This is a genomic window from Streptomyces sp. NPDC044704 (assembly GCF_056433525.1).
The window spans coordinates 103,397-129,703 of record NZ_JBWKGY010000002.1 but is presented as its reverse complement, the minus strand read 5'-3'; the positions used below and the strand labels follow the sequence as shown (position 1 = coordinate 129,703).

General features: G+C 73.5%; 23 protein-coding genes. 10 read left to right on the top strand and 13 right to left on the bottom strand.

The features are described 5' to 3' along the window. Nucleotides 1-8: 8 nt before the first annotated feature. Nucleotides 9-1,232: an MFS transporter gene (locus AC07B0_RS04950; RefSeq protein WP_478896788.1), complete on the bottom strand. Its 1,224-nt coding sequence runs from the start codon at nt 1,230-1,232 to the stop codon at nt 9-11. An 86-nt stretch (nt 1,233-1,318) separates the two neighbouring features. Beyond that, the gene (locus AC07B0_RS04945) at nt 1,319-1,912 is read right to left on the bottom strand and encodes a TetR/AcrR family transcriptional regulator (protein WP_478896786.1); all 594 of its coding nucleotides are present in this window, start codon (nt 1,910-1,912) and stop codon (nt 1,319-1,321) included. 257 nt (nt 1,913-2,169) lie between these two features. Between AC07B0_RS04945 and AC07B0_RS04940 the strand changes: the two genes are divergently transcribed. Both AC07B0_RS04940 and AC07B0_RS04935 read left to right on the top strand, forming a co-directional pair. Beyond that, nucleotides 2,170-4,167, top strand: a complete 1,998-nt coding sequence (locus AC07B0_RS04940; protein WP_478897231.1) for a galactose-binding domain-containing protein — start codon at nt 2,170-2,172, stop codon at nt 4,165-4,167. A gap of 108 nt (nt 4,168-4,275) precedes the next feature. Further along, nucleotides 4,276-4,887, top strand: coding sequence for a TetR/AcrR family transcriptional regulator (locus AC07B0_RS04935; protein ID WP_467293630.1), 612 nt, complete (start codon nt 4,276-4,278; stop codon nt 4,885-4,887). A 14-nt stretch (nt 4,888-4,901) separates the two neighbouring features. Here AC07B0_RS04935 and AC07B0_RS04930 read toward each other — a convergent pair whose 3' ends face one another. The 4 genes from AC07B0_RS04930 to AC07B0_RS04915 all read right to left on the bottom strand — a co-directional run bounded on the left by AC07B0_RS04930 (nt 4,902) and on the right by AC07B0_RS04915 (nt 10,553). Further along, nucleotides 4,902-5,390 carry a DUF6328 family protein gene (locus AC07B0_RS04930; protein ID WP_356877828.1) on the bottom strand — a complete coding sequence of 163 codons (489 nt, stop codon included), beginning with the start codon at nt 5,388-5,390 and terminating at the stop codon, nt 4,902-4,904. 51 nt (nt 5,391-5,441) lie between these two features. Beyond that, a complete protein-coding gene (locus AC07B0_RS04925; protein ID WP_469377659.1) occupies nt 5,442-7,916 on the bottom strand; it encodes a SpoIIE family protein phosphatase in 2,475 nt (824 codons plus the stop codon). A 38-nt stretch (nt 7,917-7,954) separates the two neighbouring features. Further along, a complete protein-coding gene (locus AC07B0_RS04920) occupies nt 7,955-9,064 on the bottom strand; it encodes a carboxylate-amine ligase (protein WP_478896784.1) in 1,110 nt (369 codons plus the stop codon). A gap of 82 nt (nt 9,065-9,146) precedes the next feature. After that, nucleotides 9,147-10,553, bottom strand: coding sequence for an NADP-dependent succinic semialdehyde dehydrogenase (locus tag AC07B0_RS04915; protein ID WP_478866129.1), 1,407 nt, complete (start codon nt 10,551-10,553; stop codon nt 9,147-9,149). Nucleotides 10,554-10,733: 180 nt separating this feature from the next. Between AC07B0_RS04915 and AC07B0_RS04910 the strand changes: the two genes are divergently transcribed. Next, nucleotides 10,734-10,913, top strand: a complete 180-nt coding sequence (locus AC07B0_RS04910; protein WP_356877824.1) for a CsbD family protein — start codon at nt 10,734-10,736, stop codon at nt 10,911-10,913. A gap of 66 nt (nt 10,914-10,979) precedes the next feature. Here AC07B0_RS04910 and AC07B0_RS04905 read toward each other — a convergent pair whose 3' ends face one another. Further along, the gene (locus AC07B0_RS04905; protein ID WP_356877823.1) at nt 10,980-11,771 is read right to left on the bottom strand and encodes a LysR family substrate-binding domain-containing protein; all 792 of its coding nucleotides are present in this window, start codon (nt 11,769-11,771) and stop codon (nt 10,980-10,982) included. Between the two features lie 58 nt (nt 11,772-11,829). On the opposite strand from AC07B0_RS04905, the gene AC07B0_RS04900 reads away from it, so the two are divergent. From AC07B0_RS04900 to AC07B0_RS04880, 5 genes are all read left to right on the top strand, one after another. After that, nucleotides 11,830-12,237 (top strand): DUF5997 family protein, encoded by a 408-nt coding sequence (locus tag AC07B0_RS04900; protein ID WP_356877822.1) that lies wholly within the window; start codon nt 11,830-11,832, stop codon nt 12,235-12,237. A 724-nt stretch (nt 12,238-12,961) separates the two neighbouring features. Beyond that, nucleotides 12,962-13,408 (top strand): DoxX family protein, encoded by a 447-nt coding sequence (locus AC07B0_RS04895; RefSeq protein ID WP_356877821.1) that lies wholly within the window; start codon nt 12,962-12,964, stop codon nt 13,406-13,408. A 192-nt stretch (nt 13,409-13,600) separates the two neighbouring features. Next, nucleotides 13,601-14,530 carry an ion transporter gene (locus AC07B0_RS04890; protein WP_478866127.1) on the top strand — a complete coding sequence of 310 codons (930 nt, stop codon included), beginning with the start codon at nt 13,601-13,603 and terminating at the stop codon, nt 14,528-14,530. Between the two features lie 119 nt (nt 14,531-14,649). Next, nucleotides 14,650-15,414 (top strand): molybdopterin-dependent oxidoreductase, encoded by a 765-nt coding sequence (locus AC07B0_RS04885; RefSeq protein WP_469377672.1) that lies wholly within the window; start codon nt 14,650-14,652, stop codon nt 15,412-15,414. Further along, nucleotides 15,398-16,027 (top strand): cytochrome b/b6 domain-containing protein, encoded by a 630-nt coding sequence (locus AC07B0_RS04880; protein WP_478896781.1) that lies wholly within the window; start codon nt 15,398-15,400, stop codon nt 16,025-16,027. Before AC07B0_RS04885 ends, AC07B0_RS04880 begins: the two co-directional genes overlap by 17 nt. Before the next feature lie 34 nt (nt 16,028-16,061). Here AC07B0_RS04880 and AC07B0_RS04875 read toward each other — a convergent pair whose 3' ends face one another. The 6 genes from AC07B0_RS04875 to AC07B0_RS04850 all read right to left on the bottom strand — a co-directional run bounded on the left by AC07B0_RS04875 (nt 16,062) and on the right by AC07B0_RS04850 (nt 22,868). Further along, on the bottom strand, nt 16,062-17,630 hold the full coding sequence (locus AC07B0_RS04875; protein WP_356877817.1) for a hypothetical protein: 1,569 nt from the start codon (nt 17,628-17,630) through the stop codon (nt 16,062-16,064). A 130-nt stretch (nt 17,631-17,760) separates the two neighbouring features. Continuing rightward, on the bottom strand, nt 17,761-18,420 hold the full coding sequence (locus AC07B0_RS04870; protein WP_356877816.1) for an ABC transporter ATP-binding protein: 660 nt from the start codon (nt 18,418-18,420) through the stop codon (nt 17,761-17,763). Next, entirely contained in the window at nt 18,413-19,396 is a 984-nt protein-coding gene (locus AC07B0_RS04865; RefSeq protein WP_469377676.1) for an ABC transporter ATP-binding protein, read from the bottom strand. The genes AC07B0_RS04870 and AC07B0_RS04865 overlap by 8 nt, the downstream gene beginning before the upstream one ends. Beyond that, nucleotides 19,393-20,265, bottom strand: coding sequence for an ABC transporter permease (locus AC07B0_RS04860; protein ID WP_469377678.1), 873 nt, complete (start codon nt 20,263-20,265; stop codon nt 19,393-19,395). Before AC07B0_RS04860 ends, AC07B0_RS04865 begins: the two co-directional genes overlap by 4 nt. Further along, on the bottom strand, nt 20,258-21,223 hold the full coding sequence (locus AC07B0_RS04855) for an ABC transporter permease (RefSeq protein ID WP_356877814.1): 966 nt from the start codon (nt 21,221-21,223) through the stop codon (nt 20,258-20,260). Before AC07B0_RS04855 ends, AC07B0_RS04860 begins: the two co-directional genes overlap by 8 nt. Before the next feature lie 43 nt (nt 21,224-21,266). Continuing rightward, on the bottom strand, nt 21,267-22,868 hold the full coding sequence (locus AC07B0_RS04850) for an ABC transporter substrate-binding protein (protein ID WP_469377680.1): 1,602 nt from the start codon (nt 22,866-22,868) through the stop codon (nt 21,267-21,269). A 246-nt stretch (nt 22,869-23,114) separates the two neighbouring features. On the opposite strand from AC07B0_RS04850, the gene AC07B0_RS04845 reads away from it, so the two are divergent. Both AC07B0_RS04845 and AC07B0_RS04840 read left to right on the top strand, forming a co-directional pair. Next, a complete protein-coding gene (locus tag AC07B0_RS04845) occupies nt 23,115-24,080 on the top strand; it encodes a fibronectin type III domain-containing protein (protein ID WP_467293604.1) in 966 nt (321 codons plus the stop codon). A gap of 150 nt (nt 24,081-24,230) precedes the next feature. After that, nucleotides 24,231-26,255: an ATP-binding protein gene (locus AC07B0_RS04840; RefSeq protein WP_478896778.1), complete on the top strand. Its 2,025-nt coding sequence runs from the start codon at nt 24,231-24,233 to the stop codon at nt 26,253-26,255. Nucleotides 26,256-26,307: the final 52 nt, after the last annotated feature.

The window sequence follows — 26,307 nt, the reverse complement described above, 5'->3', positions numbered from 1 at the left end:
CGGGCAGGCTAGGAGCCGACCGGTACCTCACCCGCCTTTCCGGCCATGCTCCGATCATCATCCGATCGGATCGCGGGCGGGGCGGTCCGCGGCCGCCTCAGGTCGGGGAGCAGGGTGAGGAGGCCGAGGACGGCCAGGACCGCACCGAGCACGAGGGGCGCGCGCAGGCCGTACGCGCCGATGCCGATGCCGCCGAGCCAGGAGCCGATGACGATGCCGAGGGTGATGAAGGAGGAGTGCACGGTGTTCACCAACGGGCGGGCGTTCGCGGTGCGGTGGACCCGGGTGATCATGCAGGGGTTCAGGGTGACCCCGACGAGGCCGATGCCCGTCATGAGGATCAGCGTGGGCACGGCGGCTTCGGCGAAGACGGCGAATCCGGTGAGGAAGAGCGCGTTGAGGCCGAGTCCGACGAACTGGGTGGCGAGGGTGTGGCGGTCGGCGAACCGGCTCACGACGGCGTTGCCGACGACGGTCGCGGCTCCGTAGGCCACCAGGAGCCAGGGCACCGTGCCCTCGGCGAAGCCGGTGAGGCCGGTGAGGATCGGCGTGAAGTAGCTGAAGGCGGAGAAGGTCGCACCGATGATCAGCGTGGAGGTGGAGAACACCAGCCACAGGCGCGGGTTGCGGAAGGCCCGTACCTCCTCGCGGAGCGTGGTGGCGCCCTCGGTTCCGGGAGCGGGGCGCGGTACGCGCGGCACGGCGAGGGCGGTGGCCACGGCGGCCGCGGCGGTCAGGGCGGAGATCGCCCAGAAGGCGGCCCGCCAGCCGAACTGGCCGCCCACGAAGGTGGACAGGGGCAGGCCGAGGAGGGTGCCGAGCATCAGGCCGTTCATGGCGGCGCCGATGGCCTTGCCGCGTGCTTCGGGCGGGGTGAGTTCGGCGACGAGGGAGAGCGCGACGCCGAAGAAGGCGGCGGAGGCCGTGCCGGTGACGACGCGGGCGGCGGCCATCGTCGGGTAGTCGGCGGCCAGGGCGGCCGTGACGTTGCCGGCGAGGAAGACGGCGAAGAGGATCATCAGCGCGGTCTTGTGCGGGAGCCTGAGCAGCACGGTGGCCAGGAAGGGCCCGCCGAGGGCCATCGCGGCGGCGAACGCGGTGATGAGGTAGCCGATCTGGGGGATGGACGCGTCCAGCCCCTCGGCCATGAGCGGCATCAGTCCGGCCACCACGAACTCTCCGGTGACCATGGCGAAGATGCCGAGAGCGAGGACGTACACGGCCTTGGGCACAGCCGGTCACCCACCTTTCCACGAGTTACTGACCGATCGTTCCAAAATGAGGGCAGGGCTGGCCCCCGCCAGGCGGCCCGGAGGGCTCAGACGGCCGCGCGGACCCCGCGCAGGACCTGGTCGACGACCTGGGTCAGGTAAGCGCGGTCCGCGGTCCGCTCCATGACCCGCAGCCCCTGGGTGAGGGTGACGAGGAGCCGCGCGACGGAGCGTACGTCCGTGCCCGGGGCCAGCTCGCCGTCCGCCCGGGCCCGCAGGAGCAGGTACGCGAAGGCCTCCTCCAGGGAGCCCAGCGCGCCCGCGAGGCGCTCGGCGGCCCCGGCGTCGCCCGGGAGCCGTTCCAGGACCCCGTGGGTGACCATGCACCCGGCGCGCGCCGGGTCCGCCAGGGCCGCGTCCACGTAGGACAGCAGGAACGCGCGCAGCACGCCGAGCGCGGGCGCGGAGCCGCAGGCGTCGAGGCTCGCGCGGGCCCGGTCGGCCTCGACGGCGCAGTAGAGGTCCAGCGCCTTGAGGTAGAGGTCGTGCTTGGAGCCGTACGCGGTGTACATGCTGGAGCGGTTGATCCCGAGGGCGTCCACCAGGTCCTGGACCGAGGTGGCTTCGTATCCCTGGCGCCGGAACAGCTCCATCGCGGCCACGAGGGCGGTCTGCGGGTCGAACTCCTTGGGGCGGGCCATGATCATGACCCTACCCCATTCCGAACCGCTCGTTCCAGAACTCTGTTTCCGACGGTCCGTCAGGTCATCCGTCCCGGACCCTTGACTCCGATCGCGCCAGTCGGGATTCTCGTCGCACCGTTTGTGCAGGGCATGACAATTCATGGCCTGGATTCGACCGCGCCCTCCGCCGACCGAAGACATGAGTGATGACCTTGACCCGACAGCCACACCACAGGCGCAGCCCCCTCACGGTCCTGTCGTTGCTCCTCGCCGTCATGGCCATGGCGCTCGGGCCCGTGCCCAGCTCCGCGGCCGACGCCGGCTGGTGGAACCCGACCGCCCGGCCCGCGCCCGACTCCGAGATCAACGTCACCGGCGAGCCCTTCAAGGGCACCGACGCCCAGGGGCGGGTACGGGGCTTCGTCGACGCGCACGACCACCTGATGTCCAACGAGGGCTTCGGCGGCCGGCTCATCTGCGGCAAGCCGTTCTCCGACCTGGGCGTGGCCGACGCGCTCAAGGACTGCCCCGAGCACTACCCCGACGGCTCCCTCGCGATCTTCGACTACATCACCAACGGCGGGGACGGCAAGCACGACCCCGACGGCTGGCCCACCTTCAAGGACTGGCCGGCCCACGACTCCCTGACCCACCAGCAGAACTACTACGCCTGGGTCGAGCGGGCCTGGCGCGGCGGCCAGCGCGTGCTGGTCAACGACCTCGTCACCAACGGCGTGATCTGCTCGGTCTACTTCTTCAAGGACCGCGGCTGCGACGAGATGGCGGCCATCCGCCTGGAGGCGCGCAAGACCTACGACATGCAGGCCTTCGTCGACAAGATGTACGGCGGCCCGGGCAAGGGCTGGTTCCGGATCGTCACCGACTCCGCGCAGGCCCGGGAGGTCGTCAAGCAGGGCAAGCTGGCCGTGGTCCTGGGCGTGGAGACCTCCGAACCGTTCGGCTGCAAGCAGGTCCTGGACATCGCGCAGTGCAGCAAGGAGGACATCGACCGCGGCCTGGACGAGCTGTACGGCCTGGGCGTGCGCAGCATGTTCCTGTGCCACAAGTTCGACAACGCCCTGTGCGGGGTCCGGTTCGACCAGGGCGCCCTCGGCACGGCCATCAACGTCGGACAGTTCCTGTCGACGGGCACCTTCTGGCAGACCGAGAAGTGCGCCGGCCCGCAGCACGACAACCCCATCGGGCTGGCGGCGGCGCCCGCGGCGCAGAAGGAACTCCCGGCGGGGGTGACGGTCCCCTCGTACGCCGCCGACGCGCAGTGCAACACCCGCGGGCTCACGGATCTCGGGGAGTACGCGCTGCGCGGCATGATGAAACGCAAGATGATGCTGGAGATCGACCACATGAGCGTCAAGGGCGCCGGCCGGGCCTTCGACATCCTGGAGTCCGAGTCGTACTCCGGAGTGATCTCCTCGCACAGCTGGATGGACCTCGACTGGACCGAACGCGTCTACCGGCTGGGCGGGTTCGTCGCCCAGTACATGAGCGGCTCCGAGGCGTTCAGCGCCGAGGCCAAGCGGACGGACGCGCTGCGCGACAAGTACGGCGTGGGCTACGGGTACGGCACCGACATGAACGGCGTCGGCGGCTGGCCGGGCCCGCGGGGCGCGGACGCCCCCAACCCGGTGCGCTACCCCTTCCGCAGCACCGACGGCGGCTCCGTCATCGACAAGCAGACCACCGGACAGCGGACCTGGGACCTGAACACGGACGGCGCCTCGCACTACGGCCTGGTCCCGGACTGGATCGAGGACATCCGCCTCGTCGGCGGCCAGGACGTGGTCGACGACCTGTTCAAGGGCGCCGAGTCCTACCTGACCACCTGGGGCGACTCCGAGAAGCACAAGTCCGGGGTGAACCTCGCCAGGGGCTCCTCCGCCTCGGCCTCCTCGGCCCAGTGGTGGAACCCGTTCGTGGACTACTCCCCGGGCCGCGCCGTGGACGGCGACTCCGGCTCCCGCTGGGCGAGCGAGTGGAACGACTCCCAGTGGCTGCGCGTCGACCTCGGCTCCGCCCACCGGGTGGGACGCGTCACCCTCGACTGGGAGCAGGCGTACGGGAAGGCGTACCGCATCGAGGTCTCGACGGACGGCACGAACTGGCAGCAGGTCTGGTCGACGGAGGCCAGTGACGGCGGCCTCGACACGGCCCGCTTCTCCGGGGTGTCGGCCCGCTACGTCCGCGTCCAGGGGCTCCACCGCGCGACCCAGTGGGGCTACTCCCTCCACGAGGTCGGCGTCTACGGCAGCTGACGCGGCGGCGAACCACCAGGGCCGGGGCCGGCCGGATCAGTACCCGATCCGGCCGGCCCCGGCGTCCTGCGCACGACAGGGAACGAGAGCCGACGAGAGGAACCGCCCATGGCCCGGATGCCGTCGGCCGACCGGCGCCGCCAGCTCACCGAGGCGGCGATCCGCGCGATGACCCGGGACGGCGTCGCCCGGACCACGACCCGGTCCATCGCCGCCGAGGCGGGCGTGTCGCTGAGCGTCTTCCACTACTGCTTCGAGTCCAAGCAGGCGCTGCTGGAATCGGTCATCGAGGCGATCACCGCGCACTACGTCACCGTGGTGAAGCAGGCGATCCGGCCGCGGCCGACGCTGCGCGAGACGGTACGGGCGGGTTTCCAGGCGTACTGGGACCACGTGTCCGCGCAGCCCGGCGAGCACATGCTCACCTACGAGCTCACCCAGTACGCGCTGCGCCAGCCCGGGTTCGAGCACCTGGCCCGTCGGCAGTACGAGCTGTACTGCGACACGTACGAGGAGCTCATCGGGCAGCTGCGGGCGGACATGGACCTCGAACTGCGCGTGCCCGTCCCGGTGCTGGCCCGCTATCTGGCCGCCATGACCGACGGGCTGACGCTCAGCGTGCTGGTGCTCGGCGACGAGACGGCCACGAAGGAGATCCTCGACGTGATCACGGACCACGTCGCCGGCCTCGTGGGCCCCCGGCCCCCCGACGGGACCTGAGGGGCGCGCGGCCGTCAGTTCCCGTCGGAGTGGTGGAAGCGCGCCCACATCGGCAGGGCGAACCAGCACAGCAGGAACCAGGCGACCACCCCGGCCACCAGCCAGGGCACGAAGGCGTCGTGGGTGGCCACGCGCAGTATCAGGAAGAGCGCGCCCACCAGGGTCGCGAGCAGCAGCACGAGCCCGACGAAGGTGAGGCGGGAGGCCCAGGCGACCGCCTGCGGCTTCATGTGGCGGCCCGTGACGATGCGGTGGAAGACGACGGGGGCGATCAGCGCGCCGGTCGCGAGGGAGCCGAGGACGACGGTGACGATGTAGAGCGTCTTGTCGGTCTGCGGCAGGCCCTGGAAGTGCGGGGTGAAGACCACCGTCAGCAGGAAGCCGAACAGGATCTGCACGCCGGTCTGGGCGACCCGGATCTCCTGGACCAGCTCTTCCCACTGCCGGTCCGCGCGTTCCTCGGGGCTCTCACTGCGGCCGTCGTCGGTGGCGGCTCTGCTCATGACTCCTCCATGGGGCTCCACGTACGGGCCGCCTACCCTCGGGGGCCCGGGTCATTCGGGGACGTCCGCGGCGGGATCCTCGCAGGGTTCCTGCGCCGGGCCCCCGACCGGGACGTGGATGTCCAGGACGCAGATGTCGTCGCGGCGCCCCGGACGCAGCGCGGCCAGGCTGCGCGCGAGGGTTTCGGCCCGGCCCTCGGCGACGAGGCGGCGGGCCGTGGCGGCGAGCCGGGCCAGTCCGGCTTCGATGTCCTCCCCCGGGTCCTCGACGAGCCCGTCGGTGTAGAGCAGGAGGTGGTCGTCGGGCCGCAGGTCGAGGGAGGCCTGCTCGTAGGAGGAGCCGAAATCGGCGCCGAGGAGGGCGCCGGTGGGCTGGGGCAGGAAGCAGGCCTCGCCGTCGCGGATCAGCAAGGGGGGCAGGTGCCCGGCCCGGACCCAGGTCAGCCGGCGGTCCCAGGGCCGGTAACGGCCCATGATCATGGTGGCGGTGGCTCCGTGGGTGTCGGAGGCGGTGTGCAGGAGGAGGCTGTTCAGCCGGCTCAGGGCGTCGGGCAGCTCCGACCCGGTGACGATCATGCCCTTGGCGGTGAAGCGCAGCTGGGCCATGGTGCCGACGGCGTCCAGGCCGTGGCCGGCGACGTCCCCGAGGACGAAGAGGGCGCTCTCGTCCGGGAGTCCGATGGCGCTGTACCAGTCGCCGCCGACGTTCACGCCGCTGTCGGAGGGCAGGTAGGCCACGTCGACGCACAGGCCGGCCAGCTCCAGGGACTGCTCGGGAAGGGGCAGCAGCGCGTGCTGGAGGCGGGCGGCGAGGATCCGCTCGGCCTGGAGCATGCCGCGCTGGACGAGGACGGCCCGTTCGCTCTCGCGCAGGGCGAGTTCGGCGTCCCGCTGGGCGGTGAGGTCCTGGAAGAAGCCGTGCACCTCGACCGGGGTGCCGGACGCGTCGGTGCCGGCCTCCGCGACGATCCGCAGGTGCCGTACCCCGCCGCTGGTGGTGATGCGGAAGTGCTGGTCGACGGCCTGGCCCTCGCCGAGCAGCCGTCGGACGGCCCCGCCGAGGCGCGGCAGGTCGTCCGGTACCAGGTGCAGCGGTAGTTCCTCCAGCGGCATCGGCCCCTCCGCGGGGTCGCGGCCGAAGATGACGTAGACCTGCTCGGACCAGTTGACGGTGTTCGTGACCAGGTCCCAGTCCGCCCAGCCGAGGTTGCCCAGCCGCTGCGTGTCGGCCAGCCTGCGGGCCTCGCGGTCGCTGGTGTCGTGGCTGGTCCAGGACACGACCAGGCGGTCTCCGAGCCGGGTGGCCCGGACCGCGTACGAGGATTCGCGCGGGACTCCGGCGCTCACCTCCTGGTAGGTGAAGGACGGCCCGTCGTAGTCGGTCCCCGTGGTCAGGGTGTCCAGGTACCCGTCCCACAGGTCGGTGCCGGCGACCGTGGGGTAGGTCTCCAGGAGGCTGCGGCCGACGAGCTCCTTGCCGCGGCGCCCGGCCACGTCCACCGACGCGGGGGCCGCCGCGTCGATCCGGTAGTCCTCGACGTCCCCGGTGTCCGAGCGGATCGGGGTGAGGAGTATCGCCGCTCCGGCGAGTGCGTCGAGGATCCGCTGCACGGCGGCCACGTCCGCCTCCCCGGCCGGGTCGGCGGCGCCGGGGCGGCTCAGGTCGCGCAGCGGGCCCGCGCACATCCGGGCCGCCCGCCGCAGCAGGAGCCGGCTGTCGGCGGTGAAGGGGCCCCGGCCCGTCCGGAAGAAGCCGACCGCCGTCGTGGCGGGTCCCTCCGCGAACACCGGGATCCAGGCGCGCGACGGCCAGCGTTCGGGCGGGTCGCCGATGAGCTGGTAGCGCTGGGCGTCGCGCTCCGGGTCCTCCAGCCAGACCGGCTCGCGGCCCGCGAGGGCGACCATGGCGGCGACCCCGCTGAGCGGCGGAACGTGCCGCCACTGCTCGGCCAGGGCCGGTCCGATCCCGGCGTGTCCGGCCAGCTCCAGGCCCCCGGACGGGGCGAGGGTGTAGATCATCACGGCGGCCACGTCCTCGGGGCCGCCGAGGACGGTCCGCAGCAGCCCGGCGACCTCGTCGGCGCCGCGCACCCCCGCGAGGCCGTCGGCGAGCCGGGCGAGCAGGGAGCGCCGTTCCCCGGCGGCGCGGGCCGGCGGGGCGAGGTAGCGCCGGGAGCTGAACTCCGACGGGCCCGGTTCCGCCGGGGCCCGTTCCGGTTGCCCGGCGCCGGGCCGCGGCGGGGTCGCGGCGCCCGGGCGCGGGCGCAGTCCGCCGAGGGTGATCCAGCACTCCTCCATCAGCGTCCGCCGGCGCCGGGCCGCACGGCGCAGCAGCATGTCGTACGCGGCGTCGGCCGTGACGCCGGCCTGGGCCATCAGCACGCCCTTGGCCCGTTCCAGCACGGCCGTCGTCGAGGCGATCCCTTCCATGCCCTCGACCTCGGCCCGCAGCTTCGCCACGACCCTGGCCAGGGCCAGGACCTCGGGGGCGGCGCCGTCGCCGGGAAGCGCGGGATCGCTCTTCATGCTTCGAGCATGGCACGGGGTCGGCCGCTGCGGACTGCTCAGCAGGGCAGCGGTACGTCCGCCGGAGACACGGCGAGGCCGTCGACGACGGCGGCGAGGCTGCCCGTGCGGGCGAGGACGGCCCGCTGGCGGCTCGCGCCGGTGCCCCGGCGCCGCAGCCTCTCCCACAGGGTCCGCGCCGTACCGAGGTCCCCGGCGGCCGCCAGCCCGGGCGCGGCCCGGTCCAGGAGCCGCTCCACGAGCAGCTGCGCGGGCAGCTCCCGGCCGCTGCATGCGTCGGCGCCGGGGCCGTCGATGCCGTACCGCGCCGCGAGGGCGTGTGCGGCCCACAGCCGGTGCGGGGGCGCGGACGGGGGCGGCGCCCCGGCGTCCACGTCCTGTAGGAGGACGGCCGCCAGGCCCCGTACGAGGGCGGCGGTCAGGATCACGGTGTCGAGGTCGGCGTTGACGTCGGAGACGCGGATCTCCAGCGTCGGCACGTGCTCGGAGGGGCGGGCGTACCAGTAGAGCATCCGGCGGTCGAGCAGCACCCCGGCGGCGATCAGGCCGTCGACGTGGGCCAGGTAGTGGCGTTCGTCGACGACGGGCGGCGGCCCCACCGTGGGCCAGCAGGCGAAGGCGACCGACCGCCAGCTGTCGTGCCCGGTGTCCCGGCCGGCCATGAACGGCGAGTTGCCGGTCAGGGACTGGAGCACCGGCAGCCAGGGCCGCATGTGGGCCGCCAGGGCGAGGGCCCGGGCGCGGTCCAGGGTGCCGACGTGGATGTGGCAGCCGCAGACGGCGGTGAACCCGTCGAGGAGGTGCTCCGAGCGGCGGGCCATGCGCCGGTACCGTTCGTCGTCCGTCACCCTCAGGGCCTCGCGCGGTGCGATCACCGGTACGCCCGAGGCGACCAGCAGGCAGTCCTCGGCGCGGGCGGCGCGCGCGGCCGTCTCCCGGAGCAGCGACAGCTGCCCGCGCAGGTCCGCGGTCTCGGTGGCCGGCCGCGTACAGACCTCCACCTGGGCCTGGTAGAACTCGCTCTGCACCAGCTCGCCGAGCTCACGGGCCGCCGCGGCGATCACCCGCGGTGCCCGGTTCACGGGCGACCTGCTGCCCCGGTCGACGAGGAGGTACTCCTCCTCGACCCCCACGGTCGGAACGTCCACGGGATCTCCTCGCCTGTGCCGAAGGACCGGACTCGGGCGGCGCCTACCCGCGCGCCGCCCCCGCACTCGCCGTGCCCGCGGGTCAGTGCCCGTCGGGCTCCGCCGCCCGCCAGACGGTGGTGATGTTGCAGAACTCGCGGATGCCGTGGCCGGACAGTTCACGCCCGTACCCGGACCGCTTGACGCCGCCGAAGGGCAGGGCGGGGTGGGAGGCGGTCATGCCGTTGACGAAGATCCCGCCGGCCTCCAGGTCGCGCACGAAGCGTTCCAGGTCGGCGTCGTCGCGGGTCCAGACGTTCGAGCTGAGCCCGAAGGGGGTGTGGTTGGCGCGCTCGACGGCCTCGTCGAGGCTGCCCACCCGGTAGAGGGTGGCGACGGGCCCGAACGTCTCCTCCAGGTCGATCCGCATCTCCGGGGTGACGCCGGCCAGGACGGTCGGCTCGTAGAACCAGCCGTCCTCGTGCCCGGGCGGGCGGCGGCCGCCGCACAGGACGTCCGCGCCGCGGCGCACGGCGTCGTCGACGAGTTCCTCCACGTCCCGGCGGCCGCTCTCGGTGGCCAGCGGCCCGACGTCGGTGCCGTCCAGCATCGGGTCGCCGACGGTCAGGGCGCGCATGCCCTCCGTGAACTGCCGGGCGAACGCGTCGTAGACGTCGGCGTGGACGATGAACCGTTTGGCGGCGATGCAGGACTGGCCGTTGTTCTGCACGCGGGCGGTCACGGCGGTACGGGCGGCCCGGGCGACGTCCGCCGACGGCATGACGACGTACGGGTCGCTGCCGCCGAGTTCCAGGACGGTCTTCTTGACCTCGTCACCGGCCGCGGCGGCGACCGCGCGCCCGGCGGGCTCGCTGCCGGTCAGGGTGGCCGCGGCCACCCGCGGGTCGCGCAGCACGGCCTCCACGGCCCCCGAGCCGATGAGCAGGGTCTGGAAGCAGCCGCGGGGGAAGCCCGCCCGGTGGAAGAGGTCGCCGAGGTAGAGGGCGGTCTGGGGCACGTTCGAGGCGTGTTTGAGCAGGCCCACGTTGCCCGCCATCAGGGCGGGCGCGGCGAACCGTACGACCTGCCAGAGGGGGAAGTTCCAGGGCATGACGGCCAGGACCACTCCGATGGGCCGGTACAGGACCCGGACGGCCGAGGCGCCGGCGTCGCGCACGTCGGCCTCGGCGGGCCGCTCGTCGGCGAGGAGGCCCTCGGCGTGCCCGGCGTACCAGCGCATCGCCTTGACGCACTTGGCGGCCTCGGCCCGGGCCGCCGCCAGCGGTTTGCCCATCTCGGTGGTCATGGTGCGGGCGACGGCCTCGGCGTCCTCCTCCAGCAGGTCCGCCGCGCGGGACAGCAGCGCGGACCGTTCGGCGAAGGTGGTGCGCCGGTAGGAGGCGGCCGTGCGGGCCGCTTCGGCGAGGCGGCTTTCGATGCCTTCGGCGTCCAGCGGGTCGAAGGTCCGCAGCGTCTTGCCGGTCGTGGGGTTCACGGTGGCGATGCTCATGGTCCGCCCTTCCTCGGGAGGGAACCGCCCCATAGACCCTGCCCGCCGGGTGGCCTCCGCGCAACGCGGGGGCCGGTACCCGGGTGCTCCTGCGGGCCCCGCGCCGCCACGGATTGCGGGGGGTGCGGGCCGGACGCATGGTGGGCATGCAACGTCCCCCCAGGAAGGAACGACCCCGTCATGGGCAAGGCAAAGGCGAAGGCCAAGCAGGTCAAGGGCAAGATCAAGGAATCCGCGGGCAGCGCGATGGACGACCACCGCATGGAGGCCGAGGGCAGTGCCGAGCGGATGAGCGGCAAGGCCGAGGAGATGGTCGCGAAGGCGACGGACGCGATGAAGAAGTCCAAGGGCCGCCACTGACGGAACCGCCGATGGCCGGCGCCCCGTACGGGGTGCCGGCCATCGGCGTGCGTGCGTACCTGCGGTCTACGGCTTGCGGCGCGGCTTGCCGCGCTTGGCGGCGGCCTTGGGGGCGGCGGAACCGCCCCGCGGGTTCTTGCCGGCCTGCTTGCCGCCCGACTTCCCGGCGGCCTTGCCCGCGGCGCCCTTGCGCTGGCCGCCGCTCGCGTCGGGGCGCTTGCGCTGCTTGGGCTGCGGCGGCGTCGGCGGGCGGCCCCGCGTGCTGTTCACCGTCCGGCCGCGGACGATGCCGATGAACTCCTCGACCAGGTCGGTGGTCTTCTCCTCCGGCCAGGACAGGGCGATCCGCGACTCCGGGGCGTCCGACACCGTCCGGTAGGTGAGGTCCTTGCGGTGGTGCAGGCGGGCCAGGGACTGGGGGACGACGAGGACTCCGATGCCGGCGGCGACCAGCTCGATGGCGTCCGCCGTGGTCTCGGGGCGCTCGAAGGCGGGCTTCCCGGGCAGGGTCTCCCAGCCGAGGACGTCGTCGAGGGGGTGGAGCACGATCTCGTCGGCGAGGTCCCCGGTCGACACCTCTTCCGCCGAGGCCACCAGGTGGTCCTTGGGGATCACGACCACGGTCGTCTCGGTGTACAGCGGGATCGCGCTGAGGTCGGTCCGGTCGACGGGCAGCCGCACGAAGCCCGCGTCGGCTCCGCTGCCGCGCAGCAGGTCGAACGCTTCGGCGGCGGGCACTCCGACGAGGGTCAGGGGGACGTCGGGCAGCCGCTCGTTCCAGATCCGCACCCACTTGGTGGGCGTCACTCCCGGGACATAGGCGAGCCGGAACGAAGGGGATGTTTCCGAGCCTGTCACCCCGCCAGGTTACCGGTCGTGGTCGGAGGTAGCGCACACGCTCGATACCCTTGACCCCATGACGTCGCACCAGAGCACCCAGACGATGAAGCCCGCGACCGCGGCGAAGAAGCTGGGTGTGTACCTCGAAGCCACCCCCGCCGAGTTCCAGGAGGGTGTGGTCTCGCGCACCGAGCTGAACACCCTCCAGGCCGATCCGCCCGCGTGGCTGGTCGAGCTGCGGCGCAACGGTCCGCACCCCCGCCCCGTGGTCGCGGCGAAGCTCGGCGTCTCCATCGCCGGTCTCGCGCGCGGCGGAGTCACCGAGGCCCTGACCACGGAGCAGATCGAGGCCGTGAAGCAGGAGAACCCCGAGTGGCTGCAGAAGGAGCGCGCCACCCAGGCCGAGGTCCGCAAGGAGACCGTCCGCATCAAGGAGAAGAAGGCGGAGAAGGCGGAGAAGGCCCAGCGCGACCAGCGTTCCTGACCTCCCTCCCGCCCCTCCCTCCCCGCTCCTTCCCGCGCCGCGGCGGCCCGCCGCCGGCCGGCTTCCGGTCGGGGCGGGTCTGACGCCGAGGCCCGGGCGACCCGAGGGCCGTACGGTGCCGGCCCATGATCGGCGGCGCGCAGCAGGCGCCCGCCGAGGTCCACCCAGCGGGCCGGGGACGCCGTGGTCATCGGGGCCTCCGTAGCGGCGGATGACTCCGGGGCCGCCGGCGAGCCAGAAGAAGGGGTACGGCTCGGCCGGACCCCGTCGTGCGGCGTCGACGAGCTGACCGGGCGCGTGCGGGCCGGAGCCCACGGCCCCGATCCCCGAAGGGGACGCGTCGCGCTCGCCTTCACCACCGCCCAGGCGGTACGCCACGAGGGCCGCGCCGGCGGTTGCCGCAACGAGGTCCTCGGCCTGCGCCTCGACGCGGACGTCGGCTCCTGCGCCGTCGAACCGGGCGCCCCCTGCCCGCCGGCGGACCCCTGTACCGCTCCCGGGCCGGGGCCCGAGCGGTCGCCGCCCTGCCGCCCCACCCCGGGACCCGCCGGATGCTGGTCGTCGGCGTCGTCAGCTCCCTCCTTCCGTTTAGTGGCGCGAACCGTGCTCCGAGTGGCCGATTCCTGAACTTGCCATACAAGTTAGGCCTACCTAACCTATGGCTCGCCGCGGCCCTGGTCGCAGGCACGCGCCTCGGACCCCGTCCCCACCGAAGGAGCCCCCCATGCCGGACCGCCTCAACACCGCCCAGCCCTACGCCGTCTCGCTCTTCCGGATCGTCACCGGGCTGCTCTTCGCCTGTCACGGCGCGGCCTCCCTCTTCGGCGTCCTGGGCGGCGCCCACGGCGGCGGAACGGTCGCCGCCGGCACCTGGCCCGGCTGGTACGCCGCCGTGATCCAGCTCGTCGCCGGCACCCTCGTCCTGCTGGGCCTCGGCACCCGTTCGGCCGCGTTCGCGGCGGCCGGCTCGATGGCCTACGCGTACTTCGTCGTGCACCAGTCGAAGGCGCTGTGGCCCCTGGAGAACGGCGGCGAGGCCTCCGCCATGTTCTGCTGGGCGTTCCTCCTGCTGGTGTTCACGGGGCCGGGCGCCCTCGCCCTCGACGGCCTGATCGCGGCCCGCGCCGACAGAGGCCGGACGGAACCCCGCCCGGAGGCCGTGGCCGTCTGAGGAATCGATACGCCACGCGGTGGAACACCGCGGCGGTGCCCGGTCCGCGCCACGGACCGGGCACCGCGCGCTTCCGGGTGGCGTACCGTCTGAAACCCGTTCGTCCGTACGGCGTTAGACGGTTCGGACCGGCGTGCGCGCCCGCGCACCGAGCCGGTCCGGTCTGCTGCCGATGGAAGTACGAGGAGCGAAATGACGGACGCGATGCCGGCCGGACGCGGTCGCAGGAAACTGGCCGCCCGTTGCCGGCGGATCACCGAGGACCCGACGTTCGGGATGACCGTCTTCGTCGTGATCCTGCTGAACGCGGCGCTCATGGGGGCCGAGACCTACAGCGGGCTCGCCCGGACGCACCGACAGGCACTGGGCATCGCGGAGGAGTGCTGCCTCGCCCTGTTCACCCTGGAGATGCTCCTGCGCATCGGTTCGTTCACCGACCGGCCGAAAGCATTCTTCCGCGACCCCTGGAACGTCTTCGACCTGCTGGTGGTCGCCTCGGCGTTCGTGCCGCTGCTGCGCGAGAACACCACCGTGCTGCGGCTGTTGCGCCTCGCCCGGGTGCTCCGCACCGCCCGCTTCCTGCCCCACCTGCGCATCCTGCTGATCGCGGTCGGCAGGAGCCTGCCGGGTACCGCCAGTTTCCTGTTCGTCGGCGCGCTGGTGCTGTACGTGTACGCCATGGTCGGCTGGGTCTGCTTCGCGGAGTCGGACCCGCAGCACTACGGCTCGATCGGGCGGGCCTCCCTCACCCTCTTCCTCCTCACCACCCTCGACGGCCTGACCGACGCCGTCCGGGCCGGGCTCCAGATCTCCCGGTTCAGCATCATCTACTACGCCTCCTACGCGCTGCTCGCCTCGTTCGTCCTGGTCAACGTCCTCATCGGGGTGGTGCTCAACTCCCTCGACGAAGCCCGCGAGATGGAGGCGGAGGACAAGCGGGCGCGGGAGCGCGCGGACGGCACGGGCGACCCGGCCGGGGAGGTGCGGGAGCGGATCGTGGCGGCCCGGATCGCACTGGACGAACTGGAGGCCAGTCTCGCCGACGCTCCCCCCTCCCCCGCCCCCGACCGCGGTAAGGAGCGGGAGGAGAACCGGGAACGGGAACTGGAGTCGGCGGTGTAGCGCCGCCGGCCGGGCCGGGGCCTGCGCGGGGTCGGAACCCCGGCCGCGGATGTGACGGAAGTCTGACGAGCGGCCCGGCCCCCTGGCGCCGGAGGCCGCGGCGGTGGTCGAATCCCCGCATGAGCACGAGCACGGACAGCGACACGGACAGGGACACCGGACAGCCGGAGGACCCCGACGGGCACGGCACCCCGGTCGGGCGCCGGCTGGTCCTCGCCATGGCCGGGCTCGGCGCCCTGGGGCTGGCGGCCTCCCCCTGGCTGCGCCGAGCGGCCGAGGCCGGGCTCGGCGCCGCCGCGGGCCGGGATCCGACGGGGCTGACCGGGCTGCTGCCGAACGGGGGCGGGTTCCGGTACTACTCGGTGGCGTCCTCCGTCCCCGAACGCGGCCCGGCCGACTACCGGCTCACCGTCGACGGTCTGGTCGAGCGGCCGGCCTCGTACGGCCTCGACGAACTGCGCGGGATGCCGCAGGCGCGGGTGGTCCGCGACGTCCAGTGCGTCACCGGCTGGCGGGTGCCCGCCACCCCCTTCGAGGGCGTGCCGGTGTGGCGGCTCCTCGACGCCGCCGGGGTGCTGCCCGGGGCGCGGGCCATCCGTTTCGGCTGCTTCGACGGGACGTACACGGAAAGCCTCACCCTCTCCCAGGCCCGGCGCGAGGACGTGATGGTGGCCCTGCGGATGCAGGACCGGCCGCTGAGCCACCGCCACGGCGGCCCGGTCCGGCTGTACGTGGCGCCGATGTACTTCTACAAGTCCGCGAAGTGGCTCTCCTCGATCACCGTGACCCGTGACGTGGAGCCCGGCTACTGGGAGGAGCTCGGCTACGACGTCGACGCCTGGGTCGGCAAGTCGAACGGACGCGACGATGCCCCCACCGTCTGAAACCGCCGTCCTGCCGCCCCGCGTACGCCGCTTCGGCCGCGCCCAGCGCTGGACCCATCGGGCCACGGCCGCTCTCATGGGGGTGTGCCTGGTCTCCGCCGGCTGCCTGTACCTGCCGCCGCTCGCGGAGCTCGTCGGGCGCCGGCACCTGGTCGTCACCGTCCACGAATGGTCGGGGCTGCTCCTGCCCGTCCCGTTCCTGGCGGCGCTGGCCTCCCGGGCCTTCCGCACCGACCTGCGCTTCCTGAACCGGTTCGGTCCGCACGACCGGGTCTGGCTGCGGTCCGCGCTGCGCCGCCGGGGGCCGCGGCCCGCCGGGAAGTTCAACGCCGGGCAGAAGCTGTACGCGGCCTGGCTGGCCGGGGCCGTCCTGGTGATGCTGGGCACCGGACTGCTGATGTGGTTCACCGGGCTCGCGCCGCTCGCCGTGCGCACGGGCGCCACCTTCGTCCACGACTGGCTGGCGTTGGCGGTCGGGATCGTGGTGGCCGGGCACATCGGCCGGGCGCTCGGCGATCCGGAGGCCCGGCGCGGCCTGCGCACCGGCTCCGTCGGCCGGTGGTGGGCCGAACGGGAGCATCCGCTGTGGCGGCCCGGGGACGGACCGCGCTGAGCCCCCGCCGGTCGGGCGGGGGCCTGGCGTACGGTCAGCCGCCGTCGCGGACGGCGACGATGCCGTTGAACACGCCGACGTAGGCGGTGCCGTCGGGGCCGAGGGTGATCGGCGCCCAGTTGTTGTCGTACAGCGGGCCGGTACCGGTCAGCTGCCGCCAGCGGCGCTCACCGGTGCGGAAGTCCACCGCGGTGAGGTACCAGGCGTCGATGCCCCAGGAGTTGGGCTCCTTCTCGTAGAAGTAGAGCAGCCCGTTCGCGGTGGAGAGCTTGGGGACCACGGAGGGAGCGCGGACGGCGCTCTCCCAGACCGTGTCGCAGCCGCTTCCGTCGGGGCGGACGTCGATGCGGCTGACGCCGCCGACGACCGACTTGCCGAGGAGCAGCGAGGTGGGGTTCTCGTAGCCGTAGTTGTTCTCGACGACGATGCTGTTGCCCCAGGTGATCAGGGAGTTGTCGGTGGTCGAGGCGCCGGAGCCGAAGACGGGCACCTTGCAGACCAGGCGCTGGTCCGCGGGGACGTCGACGCCCCGCCGGTAGACCAGGACGTTCATCCGGTCGTCGGAGTTGTCGGTGATGGCGACGTACCCGTTGCCGAACAGGTCCGGGGTGGTGCCCGAACCCTGGTTCACGGAGCCGGGCTTGGTCCCGGTCCCGCGGTCGTACGTCTGGCGCCACTGCGCCACGGGGGTGCCGTCGGCGCCGGCGCGGAAGCTGTACAGGGCGTGGTCGGTGACGATGGAGACCCCGTCCTCGGCGACCGAGAAGGAGTTCTGGATCTCCTCGCCGGTGAGCCGGACGGAGCGGATCACCGAGGTCGCCGGGTCCACGGTGCCGACGCGGCCCTGGCGGGTGACCCACCAGATGCGGCCGTTCCAGTCGGGCATCACGGAGGTGACGGGGTCGCAGGTGCCGCTGGGCCACAGGTTGGTCCAGGTCACGCAGTCGTGCGGAACCTGGCCGGTGAGGTCCCAGTCGTTGTCGACCGTGAACTTCCAGGTCCCGTCCGGGTTCTGGGAGTGGGAGAGGCGCAGGATGTGCTGGCGGGAGTCGGCCAGCACGGCCCGGTCCTGGTTGTCCAGGTAGAAGTAGGCGCCGCCCGAGGTGTCCTTGAAGATCTTCGCGAAGTCGAGCGAGGTGATCGCCTCGACCGTCGAAGAACGCTGCGGGAGCTGGTACTCCGCGAGCGTGGCGAGCGTACGGGGCTCCAGGAGCTTGACCTTGAAGCCGGAGAAGGTGCCGCAGACGGTGACCAGGCGGCCGCCCGCGTCGAAGGTGGCGGTGGCGCACTCGCCGCCGAGGGCGGCGATCTTCTCGCTGGTGACCTGCGGGTTCCTGCCGAGCGGTCCGGCCCACGGGGAGGTGGCGCTGCCCGCGGCGTCGGAGTGCATGCCGCTGCGGCCGTTGGGCGCGAGGAAGGGGTGCTGCGGCGGGGCTTCGCCGGGCAGCGGGACGGCGGTGGCGGGGCTGCCGTCGTACTGGCTGACCAGGCGGTGGCCGGGCGCCTTGGGGATCTCTTCGGCCTGGGCCGGGGAGATCCCGTACATCACCGTCAGTGCGGCGAGGGCGGGGACCACAGCGCAGTTCAGCGCTCTTCGGAACATCCGGACATCCTCCTTCGTCTTCGGTCTTGTTGACATTGCGTCTGACATCGCGCCGCCGCCAGACGCTAGATCGCGCCGCCCGAGGAGTCCATGGATGCGCCGGATGATTCACGAAGGCGCAACAAGTCGATCAATGTCCGGTGATGTCGCTCCAGTTGGCCGTGCGGTCGCACCAGCGGCCGAGCAGCACCGGATCGTGGCCGACGGCGAGGAGCCCGGCGCCGGATTCGGCCCGGTACTCCTCGACGACGGCGACGAGGGCGGCCGTGGTGGAGGCGTCCAGCATCGCGGTCATCTCGTCGCACACGAGCCAGCGCGGGCGCAGCACCAACGCCCTCGCCACGCAGGCGCGTTGCAGCTGGCCGTCGCTGACCTCGTGGGGGCGCCGGGCGAGGAGGTCCGCGCCCAGGCCGACCCGGTCGGCGAGCTCGGCGACCCGCGCGTCCGCCTCCGTACGACGGCCCGTCGCGCGGAGCGGTTCGGCGACGAGGTCGCGCAGCCGCAGGCGGGGGTCGGCCGACAGGCGGGGCTGCTGGAAGACGACGCCGACTTCGGTGCGCAGGGAGCGCGGGGCCCGGTGCCGGAAGCCCGTCACGGTGCGGCCGCCGAGGGTGACGGTCCCCCGGTCGGGCCGGTGCAGCAGGGCGGCGACCCGGGCCAGCGTGGACTTGCCGCAGCCGCTGGGCCCGAGCAGCCCGAGGGCCTCGCCGGGGTGCAGGGCGAGGTTCGCGTCGCGCACGACGGGGCTGCGGCGGTCGTATCCGGCGGTGATCCCGGCGAGCTCAAGCATGGTGGCAGGCCACCCCTTCGGCGAACGGGGGCCGGGCGGCCCGGCAGGTGGCGTCGGCGAGGGGGCAGCGGGCGGCGAAGGCGCAGCCGGGCGGGAGGTCGCCGAGTTCGGGCGGGGCGCCGGGGATGGGGGTGAAGGCCCGTTCGGGGAGGGCGTCGAGCAGGCCGCGGGCGTAGGGGTGGCGGGGGCCCGGTGCGCCGAAGAAAGCCTCGGCGGGGGCGGTCTCCACGATCCGTCCGGCGTACATGACGGCGACGGTGTCGGCGATCCGCTGGGCGGCCGCGAGGTCGTGGGTGATCATCAGCAGGGCGCGGCCGGCGTCCCGGGTGTGGGCCCGCAGTTCGTCGACGGTGCGGTGGACGAGGTCCCGGTCGAGGCCGGTGGTCGGCTCGTCCGCGAGGAGCAGGGGGGCGTCCCCGACGAGGGCGAGTGCGGTGGCGGCGCGCTGGGCGAGGCCGCCGGAGAGTTCGTGCGGGTAGCGGTCGAGGTGGCTCGCGGGGAAGGCGGCCCGGGCGGCGGCCGCCTCGGCGGCGGCCCGCAGTTCCGCACGGCGCCGGCGGGCCCCGCGCGGGCCCTTCCCGTCCGTGCCGGTGAGTTCCCGGACGGTCTCCTCCAGGTGGGAGCGGACGGTGCGGACGGGGGTGAGGTGGGCGGCGGGGCTCTGCGGTACGAGGCCGATCCGGCGGCCCCGCACGGTCCGGGCGAGGGTGGCCTCGTCGGCGGCCAGCAGGTCGAGGCCGTCGGCGAGCCGGGCGGAGCCGGCGGTCTCGGCGTTGCCGGGGAGCAGGCCGAGCAGGGCGGAGGCGAGGACGGACTTGCCGCAGCCGCTCTCGCCGACGAGGGCCAGGCAGGCGCCCGGTCCCAGCCGGAAGGTGGCGTCGGTGACGGCCTCGACGTGGCGGCCGGCGCGCATCCGGAAGCGGACCGAGAGCCGGTCCACGGCGAGGACGGTCCCGGCGGGCGGGGTCGTGGTCACAGGGTCAGCTCCGAGCGGCGTCGGGGGTTCAGCCGGTCGCGCCAGGCGCCCGCGAGGCCGGCGACGGCCAGCGTGGGGACGATCAGCAGCAGGCCGGGGAAGAGCGTGGGCCACCAGTCCCCGGCGAGCAGCGAACCGCGGGCCGTCTGGACGAGGTTGCCGAGGCTGGCCTGGTGGGACGGCAGGCCGAGGCCGAGGAAGGACAGGGCCGACTCGTGCCACATGGCGTGCGGGATCATGAGCACCGCGGCGAGTCCGGCCTGTGGGAGCACGCCCGGTACCAGGTGCCGGACGGCGACCCGCCACCTGGAGGCTCCGCCGGAGACGGCGGCGTCCACGTACGGGCGGCCGCGCAGTGAGAGGACCTCGGCGCGCACGATCCGGGCCGTGGACAGCCAGTGGGTCAGGGCCACCGAGACCACGACCGGCCACACCCCGGGCCGGAACAGGGCCACGATGAAGACGCCGAGCAGGAGGTGGGGTATCGACGACAGGGTGTCGACGGCCCGCATGACGAGGCGGTCGGTCCAGCCGCCCAGCGCCCCGGCCGCGGCGCCGACCGCCGTGCCGATGACGGTGGCGACCAGGGCGGCGACCAGTCCGACCAGCAGGGAGACGCGGAGCCCGTAGACGCAGCGCAGGAGCAGGTCCCGGCCGACGTCGTCGGTGCCGAAGGGGTGTTCCCAGGACGGCGGGAGCAGCCTCGCCGAGAGGTCGACGGCCTGCTGGTCCAGCTGCGCCAGCGGGGGTACCAGCAGGACGGCGAGGACGGTCAGGGCGGCGACGGCGGCGCAGACGCGCACGCGCAGGGTCCGGGTGGAACGCCGGTCCGTACCGCGGGACTTCCAGGTGAGCGCCGGTTCAGCCATCGAAGCCCACCCTCGGGTCGGCGAGTCCGTACAACAGGTCGGACAGCAGGTTGCCGGCCAGGACGGCCGCGGTGGCCAGTACGGTGAGCGCGGCGAGCAGCGGGAAGTCGACCGAGGTGGCGGCCTGGACGGTGGCGGCGGCGATGCCGGGCCAGCTGAACACGGTCTCCACGAGCAGGGCGCCGGTGATCAGTTCGGGGACCCGTGAGCCGATGAGGGTGAGCATCGGGAGCATGCCGGAGCGCAGTCCGTGGCCCAGCAGGACCCGGCGTTCGGCCGTGCCCCGGGCGCGGGCCCCGCGTACGGGGTCCTCCTCCAGCGCGTCGGCCACGCCCTGGCGGACGTACAGGAAGAACCAGGGCAGCTGGGAGATGCCGAGCACCAGGGCGGGCAGTACGAGGTGGGAGGCGACCTGCCCGAAGGTGACCGTGTCGCTGGCGGCGTCCGTGAGTCCGCCGGAGGGCAGGACACCCAGGCGTACGGAGAAGAACCAGATGGCCAGCAGTCCCAGCCAGAAGGCGGGGGCCGCCTCCAGGGTGTAGGCGAGGGCGGACACGCCGCGGTCCAGGAGGCCGCCCTGGCGGCGGGCGGCGAGCACGCCGAGTCCGGCGCCCAGCAGGACGGCCACGGCGAAGGCGCAGGAGGCGAGCAGGGCGGACCAGCCCACCCGCTCGGCGATCACGTCGGCGACGGGCTGGCGCATGACGGAGGAGGTGCCGAGGTCCCCGGTGAGGGCCGAGGCGAGCCAGTCCCACCAGCGGGTCACGAGCGGCTGGTCGACGCCGAGGTTGGTCCGCAGCTGGTCGAGTTCGGCCTGCGGGGCGGTGAGCCCGGCGGTGCCGGCGTAGGCCTTGACGGGGTCGAACGGGGACAGTGCGGCGACGGCGAAGACCCCGAAGGTGACGACGAGCAGGACCGGGGCGGCGAAGAGGATCCGCCGCCCCGTCATGCGTGCCATCGGCCCCCAGGGAAGGCGGAGCGGGCTGGTCACGTGCGTCGGCTCACTTCTGCTTCGGCTTCCAGGTCTCCACGTTCCACCAGGGGCCGGAGCCGAGGCCGTGGTCGTGCGGTTCGACCTGGGTGGCGGGTCCGTCCCACTTGTCGTTGACGACGTACAGGTGGTCGATGTGGGTGAGGAAGACGTAGCCCGGGTTCTTCACGAGTTCGCGCTGCACGGTGTCGTAGGCGGCCTTGCGGACGGCCGGATCGCCGCTCTCGCGGCCGTCGACGAGGGCCCGGTCGACGGCGGGGTTGTCGTACCACGCCATGTTGTTGAACCCGTCGCCGCCGAGGGAGGAGGTCAGCAGCAGGTACTGGTCGAAGTCCGGGTCGGCCGGGGAGCCGCCGCCCGCGAGGACGGCGTCGGTCTTCATCCGGGGCTCGATGACCTCCCAGGTCCCGGCCTCGGTCTTGACCTCGATGCCGGCCTTCTTGGCGTCGGAGGCGAAGGCCAGGGCGTGGTCCTGGCGGATCTTGTCGCCGGAGGTGTACCAGAGCGGGAAGGAGGCGCGGACCCCGTCCTTGACGCGGACGCCGTCCGCCCCGGCCTTCCAGCCGGCGTCGTCGAGGATCTTCTTCGCCCGGTCGAGGTCGTACGCGCGCTCGGTGCCGGCGGTGAACCAGGGGCTGCCGACCGGGACCGGGCCGTAGGCTGCCTTGCCGGCGCCCTCCAGGAGCTTGTCGACCATGGTCTTCCGGTCGACGGCGATGTCCAGCGCCTGCCGGACCGCCACGTCACCGGTGACCTTGTGGTGCGTCGGGAGGGTCACGTTGCGGTAGTCGAAGGTCTTGGCCGCGTAGGTGGTGCGGGCCTTGTCCTTCTCGAAGCCGCGGGCGAGGTTCGGGGGCAGGATCGCCGCGTCCAGTTCGCCGGAGCGCAGCCGGGTGGCGCGGACGTCGTCGTCCTTGACGATCGCCATGGTGAACTTCTTCACCGCGGGCTCGCCGCCCCAGTAGGAGGGGTTGGCCTTGAAGCTGATCTTCTCGCCCTTGGACCAGCCGGTGAGGAGGTAGGGGCCGGTGCCGACGGGCTTGGTGGTGAAGTCGCCGCTGTTGACGTCCTGCTTGCCGGCGATGTGCTCGGGCGCGATGGGCAGGACGGTCCGCTCGGCGAACGGCGCGTAGGGGTACTTCAGGGTGAAGACGACCCGGTCCTCGCCCTGCGCGGTGACGTTCTCGACGGCGTCCAGCTCGCTCTTCGAGGCGTTGTTCGTCGCCGGGTCGAGGATCTTCTTGTAGGTGAAGACCACGTCCTTGGCGCCGAAGGGCGCCCCGTCGCTGAACTTCACGCCCTGGCGCAGCTTGTACGTGTACGTGCGGCCGTCGGCGGAGACCTCCGGCAGGGCCTCGGCCAGCGCGGGCTTCAGCTTCATGTCGGCGTCGTGGGTGAGCAGGCCGTCGAAGATCTTGGAGTTGCCGTCCTTGCCGTAGCCCAGCAGCGGGCTGAGGGTCTCCGGCTCGGTCGCGATGCCGACGACCGCGGAGTCGGCTCCCGAGGCGGAGGCCCCGGCTCCGCCCGTCGGATTCGAACAGGCCGCCACGCCCGTGATGAGTACGGCGGCGAGCGTCGCCGCGGCGGCTCCCCGTGCTGTCCGGGCCGTCATGCTGTGCACATCCCTGTTCGCGATCATCTGTTATTGCAAAGAGATCGCAATAATGCCAGACGGGATCAGAAGAAGCCGAATCGGATCACAGACGGCACAGCGCCTCCGACCCCCTCAAGGCCAGGCAAATCCCTTGCCAGACCGGCGGGTTCCGGCCTCAGGGGGCTTGCCCGGGCCCCGCCGCACGTGCCATATATGTCTAGACCTTTACGAGGACGACGACGAGGATCCGGAGGAAGCGCCCCCGTGCGACGCACCGCCCCGCCGCGCCCCCTCCCGGCGGCGCTCGCCCTCTGCCTGGCCCTCGCGGCCCTGGCCGGCTGCACGAGCGCCGACACCGAGCCCCCGCCCGCCCCCTCCGGTCTCACCGCCCAGGCCGGCAGCGCCACCTCCGTGCACGTGATGTGGGAGGCGGCCGCGCCCGCCGACGGCGTGACCGGGTACCAGGTGTTCCAGGCCGGACAGCTGGTCCGGGACCTCCCCGCCGACAAGACGATGGTCGACGTCACCGGCCTCGCCCCGCAGACGCCCTACGACTTCAGCGTCCGGGCGCGCGACGCCGCCGGAAACCGCTCCGCCCTGAGCGCGGCCGCGCGCACCACCACCCCGGCCGCCCGGGCCGAGGACCGGCAGCCGCCCTCCGCGCCGCCCGCGGCGACGGGCGGCGCCCGGGGCCCCCGTACGGTCGGGCTGGGCTGGACCGCGGCCGCCGACGACACCGGCGTGACCGCGTACGACGTCTACCAGGGCGGAGTCCGGATCCACACCGTCGGCCCCGGCGAGACCTCCACCACCCTCGACGGACTCCAGCCCGGCACCGCGTACGTCTTCACCGTCCGCGCCCGGGACGGCGCCGACAACTCCTCCCCCGACGGGCCGGCCGTCGCCGTGACCACCCCGCCGGACCCGGCGCAGGGCCCCGGCACCGCCCCCGGCGCCTTCACCGCGACCGCCTCTCCCGGCATCGTCGACCTGGCCTGGACCGCCCCGGACACCGGCCGCGCGACCACCGAGTACGAGCTCTACGTCAACGGACGGCCCGTCACCGTCATCCAGTTCGGCGCGGGCGCCCGGCCCGGCGGCCCGGCCGCGCACCGCCTCACCGCGACCGAGCCCGCCGGTACGGCCTGGACGCTGAAACTGCGGGCCCGGCTGCCCGACGGCAACTGGGGCGCCTTCTCGCCGGAGCAGCGCGTCGTCCTCGCCGGCTGACGCGGCGGCCGCCTTCCGGCCACCGATCTGACCCGAACGGCCCTGCCACGAAAGAAGATCGCGCACAATACATCCGTGTTCGGTGAGTACTCGGTCAACGACAATCAGGCAGACTCCGCAGGCGGCGGCCCTGCGCCAGACTCTGGCGCCGTGCCGGGAAACCTGCCGCCGGAGACGGCGAGCTTCGTCGGCCGGGAGGGTGAACTCACCTCTCTCGGCGCACTGTTGCGCCGGCGCAGGCTGGTCACCCTGACCGGGGTGGGCGGCGTCGGCAAGTCCCGCCTCGCCCTGCGGGCGGCCGCCGACCGCCGGCAGGCCCGGGCCGACGGCGTCTGGTGGGTGGAGCTCTCCCCCCTGCGCGACCCCGCCCTGCTCACGACGACCGTCGCCCACGCCATCGGTCTCGCCGACCATTCCGCCCACTCCCTCGACGAGGAACTGTGCGCCTGGATGGCCGACAAGGAACTCCTGCTCGTCCTCGACACCTGCGAGCACCTGGTCGCCGAAGTCCGCCACCTGGCCGCCGAACTCCTCCAGTCCGCCCCCGGCCTGACGGTGCTGGCCACCTCGCGGGAGCGGCTGGGCTCCCCCGGCGAAACCGTCGTCGACGTGCGCCCGCTGCCCTGCGACGGCCCCGACAGCGACGCCCTCGCCCTCTTCCGGGCCCGCGCCCTCACCGCCACCCCGCAGGCCGCCGAGGTCTTCGCCGACGCCGGCCGGACCGCGATCGCCGCCGAGGTGTGCCGGCGCCTGGACGGGATCCCGCTCGCCCTCGAACTCGCGGGGGCCCGGATGCGGTTGTGGTCGCTGGAACAGGTGGCGCAACGGCTCGGAGCCCGGTTCGACGTCCTCGCCGACACCCGCGCCCCGCTGCTGCCCCGCCACCAGACCATGCGCACCGCCATCGGCTGGAGCCACGAGCTGTGCGAGCCCGTGGAACGGCTGCTGTGGGCCCGGCTGTCGGTGTTCACCGGGGACTTCGACGTGGCCGCCGCCCGGTCTGTGTGCTCCGGCGGCCCGTTGGCCGCTTCCCGGGTGGAGCGCGTCCTGGAGGGCCTGGTCGCGAAGTCCGTCGTACGGCGCTCCGAGGAGCGGGGAGCCGGAGCCCGCTACCGGATGCTGGACACCATCCGCGAGTTCGGCCACGACTGGCTGGCCGAACTGGACGAGGTACGCACCGTCGCGGACCGGCACGCCCACTGGTACGCGGCCCTCGCCGAGGCCGCCGACCTGGGCTGGCTGGGGCCCGCCCAGGTGGACTGGTACCGCAGGATGACCGCCGAGCACGCCCAGCTGCGCACCGCCCTGGAACACCTCCTCGGCACGGACCCCGGGGCCGCCCTGGAGATGGCCGGGGCCCTGTGGTTCTTCTGGTTCGCGTGCGGGCACGTCCACGAGGGCCGGGGGTTCCTGGAGCGGGCCCTGGCCGAGACCCCGCCCGGCGGGGCGGGCCACGTCCAGGCCCTGTGGGCGCTCGGGCTGACGGCCCTGCTCCAGGGCGACATGGGCGCCGCCCAGGACGTCGGCGCCCGGTGCACCCGCGCGGCGGCCGCGCTGGCCGACCCGGAACAGGAACTGCGCGCCGCCTACCTGCGGGCGGTGTCGGTCCTGATGCCGGGCGACCCGCGGACGGCGCTCGCGCTGGCCGGCCCCCGGGCGCGGGCCGGCCACGGCGGGCGGACCAGCGGGGCGGGGTGGCTGCTGTGCCGGCTGGCCACCGGCTACGCGCTGTGCGACCTCGGGCGCTTCGAGGAGGCCGCGGAGGAGGCGCGCGGGCTGCGGGAGGCGTGCGCGGAGCTCGGCGAGCGGTGGCTGCGCGCCTACGCGGACTACATCCTGGCCGTGTCGGCGCTCGGGCTCGGCCACCACGGCGAGGCGGCCCGCTACGTACGGGCGATGCTGTCCGGCAAACGGCTGCTGGGCGACCGCTTCGGCATCGCGCTGGGCCTGGACGTGCTCGCGGCGGCCGTGGCGGCCCTCGGCGACGGGGAACTGGCCGCACGGCTACTCGGTACGGGGCACGCCTGGTGGCGCACGGTGGGCAGGCCGCAGATGGGCGGCTCGCCCTCGCTCACGGCCCTGCGGGACCAGGGCGAGCGGCAGGCCCGCGCGGCGATCGGCGACGCGGCGTACGAGACCGCGTTCCTCGGCGGCGCGGCTGCGTCCACCGGCTGACCGGCAGCCGGTGGACGGCGTGACTCCGGGGCTCCCGTCAGTACGGGAGGGG